Origin of the sequence: Sneathiella aquimaris (assembly GCF_026409565.1) — a bacterium.
In the GTDB taxonomy this organism is placed as follows: Bacteria; Pseudomonadota; Alphaproteobacteria; order Sneathiellales; family Sneathiellaceae; genus Sneathiella; species Sneathiella aquimaris.
Map to the genome: position 1 here is coordinate 1,477,860 of NZ_CP112881.1, position 14,168 is coordinate 1,492,027.

Sequence of the window (14,168 nt, forward strand, 5' to 3'; positions counted from 1 at the left end):
GTCTTCTATGGGTGCGCGGGAATGATTTTGGCCTGCGGTTGCGATCGATCAAGGGCGCCCACACAGAATCATTGAGCGAACCTTTGGGCGTCGAAGGCTCAGGACAATTTTTTTTGTTTCCCAAAGCATAATTTAAAAGTCCGGTATTTTCTAGCGCATAGACTCCAACGCGCCCTGAAGAATAAAGGCAGCGGCCATCTTGTCGACAACTTCCGCCCGTCGCTTTCTAGAGGCATCCGCGTCCAGTAATGTCTTCGTGACGGCGACAGTGGAAAGGCGCTCATCCCAAAAGCAGCAGGGTAAGTCAAAATAGCCTTCCAGATTCTTTTGAAACTGGCGGATTGACTGGCATCTAGGGCCTTCGCTGCCGTCCATATTCAGAGGCAGGCCGATCACAAAACCACCAACATTATGCGTCTCGATCAGGGCGCCGATTTTATCCGCATCATCCCTGAACTTTTCGCGTTTTATCGTCAGGAGAGGGGTTGCCACCTTTAGCCCGGTATCGGATAATGCAAGTCCGATGGTTTTAGTCCCTGGGTCGAACCCCATAAGGCGCTGATCGAGGGCAATGAAATGTTTCAAATAGCTGGGGTTGCCGAGGAGCATGGCTTGCGCTAACTTGCGGCCATTGTCGGGCTGGCCTGCTGTCTATATTTGACGGTAATATCTGGTCCGACCTTCCAGATTATGCATCTATACAACAAAGGGTGACACATGTCGCTTGATAAAGCCACTGTGGCAAAAGTAGCAAATTTGGCGCGTATCAGGGTCGAGGAAGAAAAACTCGAACCGCTGGCCGCCGAACTGAACGCGATCCTGGGCTGGGTTGAGCAGCTTGGAGAAGTCGATACCGAAAATGTACCGCCAATGACGTCTGTTGCAGACATGAAATTGCGCTGGCGTCAGGACGAAATCACTGATGGCGGATATCAGGAACAAGTCGTTGCAAATGCGCCCGCAAAAGAAGACGGCTTCTTTGCAGTTCCAAAGGTGATTGAATAATGAGTGATTTAACAAAACTGACAATCGCGGAAGCGCGGGATGGTCTTAAGGGTGGAAAGTTTTCCGCTCGTGAATTGACGGCGGCTCATATTACCGCGATGGACGCGGGCCGGGGTTTGAACGCGTTTATTACCGAAACACCTGAGCATGCGGTTGACGCTGCGACAGCGTCCGACGCACGGATTGCAAAAGGGCAAGCGGGCATCATGGAAGGTATTCCGATTGCCATGAAAGACCTGTTTTGTACAAAAGGGGTTTTGACGACAGCAGCATCGCATATTCTGGACGGTTTTAAGCCTGAATATGAAAGCACTGTTTCGCAGAATTTATGGAACGCTGGTGCTGTCATGCTTGGCAAGGTGAATTTGGACGAGTTTGCGATGGGCTCCTCTAACGAAACCAGCTATTACGGCAATGTGGTTAACCCGTGGCGCCGAAGCACTGACGATCAGCCTTTGGTGCCGGGTGGATCCTCTGGCGGTTCTGCAAGTGCTGTGGCGTCCCGAATTGCAATGGCGGCGACCGGTACCGATACGGGCGGATCTATTCGTCAACCTGCCGCCTTTACAGGTATTGTTGGGATGAAGCCAACCTATGGACGGTGTTCCCGGTGGGGTGTAGTGGCCTTTGCCTCCAGTCTTGATCAGGCAGGTCCAATGACGCGGAGCGTGCGCGACGCGGCTATTATGCTTGAAGCCATGGCAGGGTTTGATCCAAAAGACAGCACGAGCGTTGATATGGCTGTTCCAAACTTTGAAGCCGCGTTGACCGGTGATATCCGGGGCCTCAAAATTGGTATCCCTAAAGAATATCGCCTGGACGGCATGTCAGAAGAAATTGCGGCGCTTTGGGATCAGGGGATTGCCTGGCTGAAAGAGGCTGGTGCTGAGATTGTTGATATCAGTCTGCCGCATACAAAATATGCGCTGCCAGCCTACTACATTATCGCCCCGGCCGAAGCTTCGAGTAATCTTGCCCGTTATGATGGGGTTCGGTATGGTCTTCGGGTCGAAGGTGAAGATCTGGCTGACATGTATTCGCGGACACGCGGCGAAGGCTTTGGAGACGAAGTTCAGCGCCGTTTGCTGATTGGTACATATGCTCTGTCCGCAGGCTATTATGATGCCTACTACCTGAAGGCTCAGAAAGTTCGCACACGGATTGCTGATGATTTCAAGGAAGCTTACAAAACCGTTGATGCAATTTTGACCCCAACAGCACCAAGTGCCGCTTTTGCGGCTGGTGAAAAAGGGGACGATCCGCTGGAGATGTATTTGAACGATGTGTTCACTGTCCCTGCCAGTTTGGCGGGCTTGCCCGGCATTTCTGTTCCTGCTGGTCTGTCGTCAGACGGATTGCCTTTGGGATTGCAGCTTTTGGGACGGCCGTTTGAAGAAGAAACAGTTCTAAAAGTCGCCGGCGTGATGGAAGATGCCGCAGGCTTTACAGCCACACCAACAGATTGGTGGAGGGGTTAAAATGGGTATGATTGTTCAAGGCGCTACGGGCGATTGGGAAGTGGTTATTGGTTTGGAGGTGCACGCGCAAGTCTCTTCAAAAGCCAAGCTTTTCTCAGGATCAGCCACTGAATATGGAGCAGAGCAGAATACGCAGGTATCTTTCGTTGATGCAGCTATGCCCGGAATGTTGCCGGTCATCAATGAAATGGCAGTGGAGCAGGCGGTTCGCACTGGTTTGGGTCTTAAGGCGCAGATCAATAAATTTTCTGTTTTTGATCGGAAAAACTACTTTTACGCGGATCTTCCACAAGGGTATCAGATCAGTCAATATCTGCAGCCGATTGTCGGTGAAGGAAAGATGCTGATTGATCTTAAAGACGGATCGACCAAGGAAATTGGAATTACCCGTCTGCATCTTGAACAGGATGCGGGTAAAAGTATTCACGATCAACATCCAACGAATACACTTGTTGATTTAAATCGGTCAGGCGTGGCTTTGATGGAAATTGTTTCGGAGCCTGATATCCGTTCTCCAGAAGAAGCCGCAGCCTATGTTAAAAAACTACGGAGTATTCTTCGATACTTGGGAACCTGTGACGGCAATATGGAAGAAGGGTCCATGCGGGCGGACGTGAATGTGTCTGTTCGCAAACCTGGCGATCCATTTGGGACCCGCTGTGAAATGAAAAACATTAATTCTCTCCGCTTTATTCAGCAGGCGATTGTCTATGAAGCCAATCGACAGGTTGATATTCTGGAAGCGGGCGGCACGATCGATCAGGAAACCCGTCTTTATGACAGCGTAAAGGGTGAAACCCGCTCGATGCGGTCAAAGGAAGAAGCCCATGACTATCGGTACTTCCCTGACCCAGATCTGTTGCCTCTGGAATTTGATGATGCTTTTGTCGAGAAGATCAAAAGCCAGCTGCCTGAGCTGCCGGATGACAAAAAGGCTCGGTTTATCGAGGAACTAGGTCTTACCGCCTATGATGCGGGTGTGCTGGTCGCTGAAAAAGAGGTTGCGGATTACTTCGAAGCCGTTGCCGAGGGCCGGGATGCAAAGCTTTCTGCCAACTGGGTAATCGGTGAATTGTTTGGTAATTTGAACCGAACAGGTAAAAGCCTGTCGGAAAGCCCGGTCTCGGCAGACGCCCTGGGTAAGCTGATTGACCTGATCAAGGATGGCACGATTTCCAATCGGATCGCCAAAGAAGTTTTCGAAGAAATGTTCGATAGCGGTAAAGCGGCAGCTGATATTGTCGAAGAAAAAGGTCTGAAGCAGGTCTCTGATACGGGCGCAATTGAGGCGGCCATTGACGAGGTGATTGCGGCAAATCCTGACAAGCTTGAAGAATATCGTGGTGGTAAGGATAAGCTGCTTGGTTTCTTTATGGGGCAGGTTATGAAGGCGACAGGCGGGAAAGCCAACCCAGGTGTGGTCAATAAAATCCTGAAACCAAAACTGGATGGATAATAAAAAAGGCGGAGCAAATGCTCCGCTTTTTTTTGTTTGCTGCGTTGCAAAATATTATTGGTAGGAACTTACAGCCCAAATCAGCATAATCGCCGGAAAGATAAAAATCGCAGCGGTGTCCGTATATTTTCCAAAAGATGTACTAACTGATTTAAAACGATTTTTAAGAGCCATTACAACGTTCCCTAAAAAGTTACTGTCGGAAATTTCCAATAATTGATGTTAGGGACATCATTTAGCGTTGTTTCGCATGTGCAGCATTGATCGTGATCAATTTGATCTCGATTTTTTAATCTGTAAAAATTTATGCGTATTTACCCCTTATTAATCTGGTGCCCCATATACTTGGCCTCTAAAAAAGTAATGGTGGATGTTTATGGGTTTGAACAACAATCAGCAAAGTGCCAGCCAAAAGGGATCATTCACTCTTGTTGCTTCGCTCCTTGTTTCAAGCTTTATCCTATTGGCTGCCCTTCAAATGTCCTCGGATGATGAGACATCGGACCTTGCTATTATTTTCCCGCCATCGATTTCTTTGACAGAAATTTCCCAAAGACTTGCGGCATTGCCTGTGAGTTTCGTGAGAACAGGGTTTTTCGAGAACATTGTTATTGTCCGCCCTGAAAAAAGCTTTTCTGTTGAGAGTATTGTGACAGTAGGGGCGTGGTTTACGATGAGTGCCTTTATCAATGGTGGGTGTAGTTTCTTTAAAAAAAGTAAGACTTAATTCGCAAGTGAGACATATCATATGAACGCTCTTGATCAGTTACGGCAGTCAATTTCAAAAAATATTGCAATTCTTCTGTGGATCCATATTCCGATCATCGTTGTGTCTGCAATGATGATCGGTGCGGATTGGATGGGGGCTACACTTGGCGCGGTGTTGTTCGCTGCGATACCGACCGCCTTGCTCTTGATGGGCGGGGCCAGTGCTAATTTTCGGTATGCCGTGAGTGTAGGATATATCGTTCAGGTCGGATTGCTGGTCTATGTCTTCAAAGGCCATCCCTGGCAAATCGACATTCACATGTATTTCTTTGCCTCATTGGCGGTTATTTCGGTTCTATGTTGTTGGAAGTCGATTATCGTGGCGACCGTGACGATTGCAGTGCATCACTTGGTTCTTAACTTTGTGTTGCCCGCAGCGGTGTTTCCGGAAGGCGCAGATTTCGGTCGGGTGGTTCTGCATGCGGTAATTGTTGTGTTCGAGTCCGCTGTGCTGACGTCACTTACTTTTAAACTGGTACGGGCCTTTGACGCGTCTGCGCAATCTGTTGAGGCGGCTGAGGCTGCGAAAGCTGTTGCGGATGCGGAAAAACAAAGAGCTGTTGAAGCCGGTGAGGCCGCAAAACAATCAGAGGGTCATGTTCGGGAGTTGCAGGCGGAAGCCGAGCGTCTGAACGCAGAAAAACAGGAAGCTTCTGAAGCAGCGTTAGCGCGTCGCCGTGCAGAGCGTCAGGCTGTTGCCAGGGAGTTTGAAGAGTCTGTCGGCAATCTGGTTTTGAAACTTGTTTCCAATTCCAAAAACCTTACCGATTTGGCCAGCAACATGCAGCATGCATCTGACAATGTGAAAGGCAAGGCCGGGGAGACAGTAACCATGACCGATGCGATGTCTGGTAATGTTCAATCGGTCAGTTCTGCGGCGGAGCAGTTAAGTGCCTCCATTCAGGAAATTTCATCTCAGGTGAACCGTTCGAGCCAAGTAGCCAATTCCGCTTCGGAACGTGCTAATTCGACGGCTGGCACAATGGATGAGTTGAAAACGTCCGCGCAGCAAATTTCAGATGTTGTCAACTTGATCAGCGACATTGCCGAGCAAACCAATCTTCTTGCTTTGAACGCGACCATTGAAGCGGCGAGAGCGGGAGAGGCCGGGAAAGGTTTTGCGGTTGTTGCAAGCGAGGTTAAGAACCTTGCGACCCAGACTGCCCGCGCCACCGAGGATATTACGGCGCAGGTGTCTGGAATTCAGCAGGTCAGCGAACAGGCTGCTAGCGAGATCAGCGCGATTCTGGAGACGATCAACGAAATCAGTGCAACGACGTCTGCTGTTGCCGCGGCGGTTGAAGAACAAACAGCCGCTACTGGTGAAATTTCTAACAATACCCGCCGTGCCTTTGACGGAACGGTTCAGGTGAAAGGCGAGGTTGGTTATATCGTGAATTTTGCCGATGAAGCGGCCTCTGCCTCTCACGATGTCTATGCCGCCGCCGAGGAACTGGGCAGCGACGCTGAACAGGTTCGGACAGAAATGGACGGATTTTTGAGCCAGATTAAAGGCTAATCCTTCCTATAATAAAAACAGCTCGAGTTGATACGGTGGCTTTTCTTTTACTTGTATCAGCTCGAGCGCGTTAGTTGATGGCGTCGATTCTCGATATTTAATGCCCCAAGCGGTTACCCGAATTCGGCAGATGAGCGGCCCGTATTTCAATCCAATTTCATATCCTGACGATGGTCCGGAGCATTGACACCGTTTATACTGAAAAGGTGGCAATATCTCGGGCGGGGGCGGCATCCAGATCAATTCGTCTTCCTGAAGTGACTGGAAGGAAAGATCTTGATCTTCAATGGTGTTGATCAGTGCAATGCTAACATCTAATGGCATAATCCATCCCCTCCGGTTACAGGGGGACAGACGCTCATTTAAGGCCGCTTGTGACATCTTCTTTTTGTGATCGGTTCATGTCGTATAATTTGCCAGCGGCCCCATCCATCTGATATGGCTTGTCTATGCATTGGATCGATGACGGGATAATTTTATCCACCCAAAAATATGGCGAAAACAGTCTTATTCTTCATGCGCTAACGCGGAAGCATGGACGATATTCCGGCATGGTTCGGGGGGGGACAGGTAAACGATTACGCGGTATTATGCAGCCGGGCAACCTTGTCAGCTTGCGATGGAACGGTCGTCTTGCCGAACAGTTGGGGACTTTTTCAGTTGAAGCTCAGAAGTCTTCAGGCACGCTGATCTTTGATAATAGTCTGCGCCTCTCGGCAGCAAGTACGGTGCTGGCTTTGCTGGATAAAGTTCTGCCGGAACGGGAAGCTCATGAAAGGTTGTTTGAAGCAACCTGTCTATTCATTGACTATTTACAGCAGGATTTAGAGGTATGGGGGCCTTTGATGGTGCGGTGGGAATTAGGTGTCCTGTCCGAACTTGGTTATGGGTTGGATCTATCGGAATGTGCCGCAACCGGGCAGAAGACAAATCTAAGATATGTCTCTCCTAAATCAGCCCGCGCGGTCTGTGGGGAGGCAGGGTTTCCTTATCGTGAGAGGCTTTTGCCCTTACCAGAATTTCTAAAAGAAACGACACCAGAAGAGGGTCGCAAGGATATTGATATTCGGCAGATCCTGGAAGGGCTTCGCCTCAGTGGATATTTCATTCAAAAGAACCTGTTATCCAATTATACCGAAGAATCCCTGCCTGCCAGAGAGCGGTTGATCCTGTCTCTTGGCAGACAACTTGATAAGTCAGACGGTTAGGCGGACCACGAATGAAAAAAAGTACGGTTTTTTAACGGATTTTGTTCTGCATTCGACGGCATCTGATGGTATACAAAAAGAATGAGTGAGCAGTCTCCGATTAAACCCGGTGAAGTGTTACCCACTTCACTGAAGGACGCCATAAGCGAGCGATATCTTGCTTATGCGATGTCAACAATTATGTCCCGGTCTCTTCCAGACGTACGTGACGGCTTGAAGCCGGTTCACAGGCGGCTTTTATATGCCATGCGTCTACTGAAACTGGACCCAAGTTCCGGTTTTAAAAAATGTGCCCGTGTTGTTGGTGATGTGATCGGTAAATATCACCCGCATGGTGACCAGTCCGTATATGACGCGCTGGTTCGCCTGGCACAGGATTTTGCCCAACGATACACGCTTGTAGATGGGCAGGGAAACTTCGGGAATATTGATGGTGATAATGCCGCTGCCATGCGTTACACCGAAGCCCGGATGACAGTTTTTGCTGAATTGCTTCTCAGGGATCTGGATCAGGATACGGTCGATTTTCGGGATACGTATGATGGGGAGGAAAAAGAACCCGTTGTGCTGCCCGCGGCTTTTCCAAACCTGCTGGCAAATGGATCGTCTGGTATTGCTGTGGGAATGGCGACGTCTATTCCCCCTCATAACGCAACGGAACTTTGTAACGCCTTACTGCATCTTGTGAAATATCCCGGTGCCGGTATTGATAAGCTGATGGAATTTATACCAGGACCGGATTTTCCAACAGGCGGCGAACTGGTTGAAAAAACTGAAAGCATTCGTGAAGCGTATGAAACAGGGCGCGGTGGTTTTCGTCAACGCGCTACCTGGGAGAAAGAGGAGACTGGCCGGGGGACATACCAGATTGTTGTCACGGAAATACCCTATCAGGTTCAAAAAGGGAAACTGATTGAACGTATTGCGGAACTCATTCAAGCAAAAAAACTGCCGTTCTTAGCGGATGTGAGAGACGAGTCTGCGGAAGATATTCGTTTGGTTCTGGAGCCAAAAAGCAAGAATATCGATCCGGAAATGCTGATGCAGGGCTTGTTCCGCTTGACGGATCTGGAAAATCGATTTTCCTTGAATATGAATGTTCTGGATGCCACGCAAACACCGCGGGTCATGAGCCTGCGGGATGTTTTGCAGTCTTTTCTGGATCATCGATTTGTCGTTTTGGTGCGCCGTTCGAAATACCGCCTTGGTAAAATTGAAAACCGGTTGGAAGTGCTGAACGGCTATTTGATTGTTTTCCTTAATCTGGATGAAGTCATTCGTATTATCCGTGAAGATGACCATCCAAAGCAGTCATTGATGGAAACCTTCAAACTGACTGAGGTTCAGGCAGAAGCTATTCTGAATATGCGACTTCGGTCATTACGGCGACTTGAAGAGATGGAGCTTCGCACCGAGCATGAGAAGCTGACAGCAGAGAAGGCGACACTTATTGCGTTGCTGGACAGCGAAGATCTGCAAAAAGAAGCAATCTCTGCTGAGCTAAAAGACCTGAAAAAGACGTTGAAAGAGCATCCTGATGTTGCGTTGCGCCGGACGCGGGTCGGTGAAGCCGTCGATCTGCCAGATATTCCGCTTGAAGCGATGATCGAGAAAGAACCTATTACGGTTATTTGTTCGGAAAAAGGCTGGGTTCGGGCATTGAAGGGACATGTTGCCCAAACGGGAGATGAAAAATATAAGGACGGTGACAAGGAGCGTTTCTGGATTACTGCGGAAACCACTGACCGGTTAGTCCTGTTTGGAACGAATGGCCGTTTCTATACGATTGGCTGCGATAAATTACCAAGAGGACGCGGCCATGGTGAACCGGTTCGCTTGATGGTCGATCTTGGGAATGACCAGGATATCGTCGCCCTGTTTGTTCATAAACCAGGACGGAAATTATTGGTGGCATCAACTGATGGCCGTGGTTTCGTTGTCGATGAAAATAGCATAATTGCACAGACCCGAAATGGTAAGCAGACCTTGAATGTCTCGGGGGATGTGGAGGCAGCGTTCTGCATCGAAGCAACAGGGGATTCTGTTGCTGTGGTTGGTGAAAACCGCAAACTGAACTGTTTCGCCCTGGACGAGATTTCCGAGATGACCCGAGGCCGGGGAGTAACATTACAACGCTATAAAGATGGCGGTTTGTCTGACATCAGAACCTTTGTTCGTGAGGAAGGTTTGAGCTGGAAATCCGGTGAACGAACACGAACAGAGCATGACCTGACAGGCTGGTTTACAAGACGGGGGAATGCCGGTCGACTTGCGCCTAGAGGGTTTAGTCGCAACAATAAATTCAGTTAAGCCGGAGACATGATGCAAACGGTCTATGAGGCGTTTTGTCGATCAGTTGAACTTTATCCACAGAACGCTTTTTTGTGTGTGCCGCCGCTGGAAGGGCGCAGCTACAATCCTGAAGGCGTTGAGATCACCTATGCCGAAGCGGCTGTGGCGGTTGATGAAATCCGGGCGACATATACCCGGTCAGGATATACCGTTGGGCACCGGGTTGCTTTCCTTTTGGAGAACCGTCCGGACTATATTCTTCATTTGTTGGCCCTGAATTCACTTGGTGTTTCCTGCGTACCGATCAATCCGGATTATCGGCATGCCGAGATGCTGTATCAAATGGATCATTCTGATGCGGATCTTGTCATCTGTATCGATACACGTTTTACGGACCTTGAAAAAGTGGCTGCCGAACGGGGGAACCTTCCGGTGATCGGCATGGGGGCCTTTTCTGACGGGGTTCCGGAACCTCATCGGGAAGTGGACGGAGGGAAACCGGGGTTGCAAACGGAAGCAAGCCTTCTTTACACCTCTGGTACGACGGGCCGGCCTAAGGGTTGTATCCTGACCAATGACTATCATTTGACGGCAGGGAAGTGGTATTCTGAACTCGGTGGTTTGGTTGATATACGTCCGGGTAAAGAACGATTATTTAATCCTCTACCTCTCTTTCATATGAATTCGGCTGTTGTCTCGTTGGGTTGTATGATCCTGACGGGGGGATGTTTGATTATTCCCGACCGTTTCCACCCTCGAAGCTGGTGGCGGGAAGTCTGCGATACGCGGGCGACTATTATCCATTATTTAGGGGTTGTACCGCCGATGCTGCTTAATCAGCCGGTATCAGAATGGGAAACCGCCCATTCGGTCCGGTTTGGTATTGGGGCGGGTGTCGAACCGGAACTGCATGCGGTTTTCGAAAAACGGTATGGCTTCGCACTTCTTGAAATTTGGGGAATGACTGAAACCGGTCGGATTTTTGCAGTCAACAGCGAGCCCAGAAAAATTGATACACGCGCCTTCGGCCGCCCACTCCTTGGCTTCGAGGCTAAAATTATAGATGATACCGGGGCTGAATGCCCTCGGGGTGTTGCGGGTGAGCTTGTCGTCAGAAGTTCGGAAGAAACGCCGAGAAAGGGCTTTTTCTCCGGCTACTTAAAAAACGAACAGGCGACAGAAGAAGCTTGGACCGATGGCTGGTTCCATACAGGCGATACGGTCGTTCAGGACGAAACCGATATGCTTTATTTTGTTGACCGGAAAAAGAATATTATTCGGCGGTCAGGCGAAAATATAGCCGCAGCGGAAGTTGAAGCCGTCCTACAATCGCATGAAGCGGTGGCGCAGGTTGCTGTCATAGCCGTAAAAGATGAAGTCCGCGAGGAAGAGGTTCTTGCTTGTATCGTTCTGATGGAGGATGCGGAAGCATCAGAGACACTTGCGAAAGAGCTTTTTGATTTTTCGGCTGAACGGCTGGCTTACTATAAACCGCCGGGCTGGATTTTGTTTTTGGATCAATTGCCGACAACCGGAACACAGAAAATACAAAAGACGCAAATCTTTGAGGTCGGTGAAGACCCTAGAGCAGCGGATGCAATCGTGGATTTAAGAGAATTTAAGAAAAAAGTGAGACAGTAACATCAAACCACTATTCTTTTGACGGGACCGAAAGGGCGAGCAATGAGTGTTAATGACAACGGTACCCTTTTAGTCAATGCCCTATGGACCAGAAAATTCGAAACGGGTCAATTCGATAGAATTTTGCGGCTATCGACCATTGTTGCGGTCGGAGTAGGGATATTGTTTGCCGGGGGGTGGACAGTGGTTCCCACTCCCACAATACCAACGTCGTTGCAGGCGGTGGCCTCTGTTTTTATCGGCGGTGCTCTTGGTTGGCGCCTTGGTAGTCTGACATTTATAATTTACATCTCGTTTAGTTTTCTCGGTTTGCCATTGTTCATTGCCGAAGAAACCTTTTTAACTTTGAACAAACTGACCTATGGGTATGCCATCGGTGTTGGTGTTACGATATTGCTTTCAGCTCTCTTTGCCGCGCGTGGGTGGTATCGCCATTTAGGCCTTGGAATACTGGCTGCAAATATGTCCGTTCTCGCGACACTATTAACCGGTATGTTTTTCCTTAGTTTTAATCAGGGCATCGTAGACGCCTTTCGGCTGGGTTTTTTACCCTACATCTTCAATAACGTGATTAAGGGCATCGTGGTGGCGATCATCCTTTGGGGATGCTGGAAATGTGTCGACTATCTTAAATCCAAGAAAAAAGCCGCTGAATAAATCAGCGGCTTTTTTTGTTTTTTTACCGTCAATTTGCCGGTAAGGCATCAGGTAGGAATGTAATGATTTCCGGGAAATTCCAAAGTAACAGCAGGCCAATCACCTGAATGATTACAAACGGAATAACACCTCTATAGATGTCCATAGTTGAGACATTCGGCGGTGCAACACCTCGTAGATAGAACAACGCAAAGCCAAAGGGCGGCGTAATGAAGGATGTTTGCAGGTTTACCGCAATCAGGATCGTAATCCAGGTAGGTGGCATCAACGCAGGATCTGCTGCATAAATCACCGGCCCAACGATCGGAATAACAATGAAGATGATTTCAATGAAATCCAGCACAAATCCGAGAAGGAAAAGCACAATCATCACCACAATCAATAGGGTGCGCGGATCTTCAAAAGACTGCAAAAACTCTTGAATATAATGCTCGCCGCCAAAAGACCGGATTGTCAAACTCAGGAAGAGGGAGGCAATCAGGATCACAAAAACCATCGATGTGACCTTGGTCGTTTCATTAATGATGCCCGACATGATTTTGTCGCGCACCAGAATCCAGCATGAATATAGCAGGCCAAAAACGGCAACATGGTAGGAAATCAATGAAACAGCAATCGCGACCTTGTTGTCGAAGTCAATGTTTTCCATACTCATCCGCAGGTCAAAGTTACCGCGGGTGAGAAGCAAAATAATGATCGCAAGCGAGGCCCAGATCACGGGTTTGGTTGATTGGTTCTTGTCTTTCAGTTTCCGGTTTGCCGCAAGCATGATTGCGCCAGCTGCACCTAATGACGCCGCCGCTGTCGGGTTTGTCACACCTCCCAAAATAGAACCCAGCACTGCGACAATCAAAATAACGGGAGGGGAAACCACACGAAGGGTTTCAATTTCCATCAGTCTGACAGACGCGTGTTTCAGGCCATAGATAAGGAGAAGGCCGGGTAGGAAATAGTATGTAAATTTGGTTCCGCCTGTCGCATCGCCACCGACAAAGAACCAGTCAGCAAAGAATAACAGGACAACCCCGACCAATCCGGACACGATCGGTGTCAGCGAGTAACTTGGACGCAGTGCCCAGGCCAAAGTCAGTAAGAAACTAACGATAACCAGAATGGCAAGGTTGCCGCTCGACATAGGCGCATGAACCACGACATTTTCGACAACTTCGGAACCCGTCAGTCCGACATTTACAAGTACAATCCAGAACACCACCATCGCAATCAATGGTCCAAAGACAGCGCTGAGCAATAACCATGGATTGTTTTTATAATAGGATAACAGGCGATAAGGATCCGGCTCTCCCAACTGAACAGGAGGGGCTTTGTCTTTGTTAAGCAAAGCAAAACCCATTGCATAAGTTGCATAGAGCAGGGCAAGGAATACACCAGGAATAAACGCGGCTTTAAAGAGGGTGCCTGTGGAAAGAACGGCAGGTTCGCCCAACATTTCCAGAACGGTTACACCAAGCTCGTTGGCTCTGTTTTCCTGACCAATGGCATACATGTCGCCAACGATTGATCCCAAAAGGACGATCACGATCGATGGCGGGATAATCTGACCGAGGGTACCAGATGTCGCGATGACACCCGTCGCCAACGATTTTGAATATCCATTTTTGAGCATGGTCGGCAAGGCAATCAAGCCCATTGTTACCACAGTCGCACCAACAACGCCTGTAGACGCTGCAAGCAGGGTACCCACCAAAACAACCGCAATCGCAAGTCCGCCCGGAATGGTACCGAATAACTTTGCCATCGTGCTGAGAAGGTCTTCAGCAATGTTTGAGCGTTCCAGGGCGATGCCCATTAGAACAAAGAGAGGGACGGCCAGCAGAGTTTCAACATTGCCGCCGAAGGCACGGGAGAAAACCCCCTGTGCCCAGGTCGACTCTGTTGAAAGCATCGCCTTTTGCCAACCCCCTTCAAAGACAGGGACCTGTTCCATTACACCGTCAATTTCTTGTAAGGTGTAAAGCAGTCCGGCTTCGTTCAGAATTGCAATCACAGCAAAACTGACAAAAGCAGAGCCAGAAATAGCATAGGCTACTGGATATCCCGATAGAATACCCCCGAAAAGGGATATTCCCACAATCATCAGCGAAATTTCAACGCCGGTGAAACCAAATAACATGGGTCAAAGCTCC

12 protein-coding genes are annotated in these 14,168 nt (G+C 49.0%); 9 read left to right on the plus strand and 3 right to left on the minus strand.

Annotation, left to right across the window (positions count from 1 at the left end; genetic code table 11):
• Positions 1-150: 150 nt before the first annotated feature.
• Entirely contained in the window at positions 151-609 is a 459-nt protein-coding gene (gene ruvX, locus OIR97_RS06815; protein ID WP_169544830.1) for a Holliday junction resolvase RuvX, read from the minus strand.
• 108 nt (positions 610-717) lie between these two features.
• Between ruvX and gatC the strand changes: the two genes are divergently transcribed.
• The 5 genes from gatC (at position 718) to OIR97_RS06840 (ending at position 6,226) form a co-directional block, all read left to right on the plus strand.
• The gene (gene gatC, locus OIR97_RS06820) at positions 718-1,005 is read left to right on the plus strand and encodes an Asp-tRNA(Asn)/Glu-tRNA(Gln) amidotransferase subunit GatC (RefSeq protein WP_169544831.1); all 288 of its coding nucleotides are present in this window, start codon (positions 718-720) and stop codon (positions 1,003-1,005) included.
• Positions 1,005-2,483: an Asp-tRNA(Asn)/Glu-tRNA(Gln) amidotransferase subunit GatA gene (gatA, locus tag OIR97_RS06825; protein WP_169544832.1), complete on the plus strand. Its 1,479-nt coding sequence runs from the start codon at positions 1,005-1,007 to the stop codon at positions 2,481-2,483. Before gatC ends, gatA begins: the two co-directional genes overlap by 1 nt.
• A 1-nt stretch (position 2,484) precedes the next feature.
• Positions 2,485-3,939, plus strand: coding sequence for an Asp-tRNA(Asn)/Glu-tRNA(Gln) amidotransferase subunit GatB (gene gatB / locus OIR97_RS06830; RefSeq protein WP_169544833.1), 1,455 nt, complete (start codon positions 2,485-2,487; stop codon positions 3,937-3,939).
• Positions 3,940-4,315: 376 nt separating this feature from the next.
• Positions 4,316-4,666 (plus strand): hypothetical protein, encoded by a 351-nt coding sequence (locus tag OIR97_RS06835; protein ID WP_169544834.1) that lies wholly within the window; start codon positions 4,316-4,318, stop codon positions 4,664-4,666.
• A 21-nt stretch (positions 4,667-4,687) separates the two neighbouring features.
• Positions 4,688-6,226 (plus strand): methyl-accepting chemotaxis protein, encoded by a 1,539-nt coding sequence (locus tag OIR97_RS06840; RefSeq protein WP_169544835.1) that lies wholly within the window; start codon positions 4,688-4,690, stop codon positions 6,224-6,226.
• Positions 6,227-6,232: 6 nt separating this feature from the next.
• Here the strand turns inward: OIR97_RS06840 and OIR97_RS06845 are convergent, their stop codons facing one another.
• Positions 6,233-6,550, minus strand: coding sequence for a hypothetical protein (locus tag OIR97_RS06845; protein WP_169544836.1), 318 nt, complete (start codon positions 6,548-6,550; stop codon positions 6,233-6,235).
• A gap of 125 nt (positions 6,551-6,675) precedes the next feature.
• Here OIR97_RS06845 and recO point away from each other — a divergent pair, with 125 nt between their 5' ends.
• The 4 genes from recO (at position 6,676) to OIR97_RS06865 (ending at position 12,024) form a co-directional block, all read left to right on the plus strand.
• Entirely contained in the window at positions 6,676-7,434 is a 759-nt protein-coding gene (recO, locus tag OIR97_RS06850) for a DNA repair protein RecO (protein WP_169544837.1), read from the plus strand.
• Positions 7,435-7,515: 81 nt separating this feature from the next.
• Positions 7,516-9,744, plus strand: a complete 2,229-nt coding sequence (gene parC, locus OIR97_RS06855) for a DNA topoisomerase IV subunit A (RefSeq protein WP_169544838.1) — start codon at positions 7,516-7,518, stop codon at positions 9,742-9,744.
• A gap of 9 nt (positions 9,745-9,753) precedes the next feature.
• A complete protein-coding gene (locus OIR97_RS06860; protein ID WP_169544839.1) occupies positions 9,754-11,367 on the plus strand; it encodes an AMP-binding protein in 1,614 nt (537 codons plus the stop codon).
• A 42-nt stretch (positions 11,368-11,409) separates the two neighbouring features.
• Positions 11,410-12,024 carry a biotin transporter BioY gene (locus tag OIR97_RS06865; protein WP_169544840.1) on the plus strand — a complete coding sequence of 205 codons (615 nt, stop codon included), beginning with the start codon at positions 11,410-11,412 and terminating at the stop codon, positions 12,022-12,024.
• A 28-nt stretch (positions 12,025-12,052) separates the two neighbouring features.
• Here OIR97_RS06865 and OIR97_RS06870 read toward each other — a convergent pair whose 3' ends face one another.
• Positions 12,053-14,155, minus strand: coding sequence for a TRAP transporter large permease (locus OIR97_RS06870; RefSeq protein ID WP_169544841.1), 2,103 nt, complete (start codon positions 14,153-14,155; stop codon positions 12,053-12,055).
• Positions 14,156-14,168: the final 13 nt, after the last annotated feature.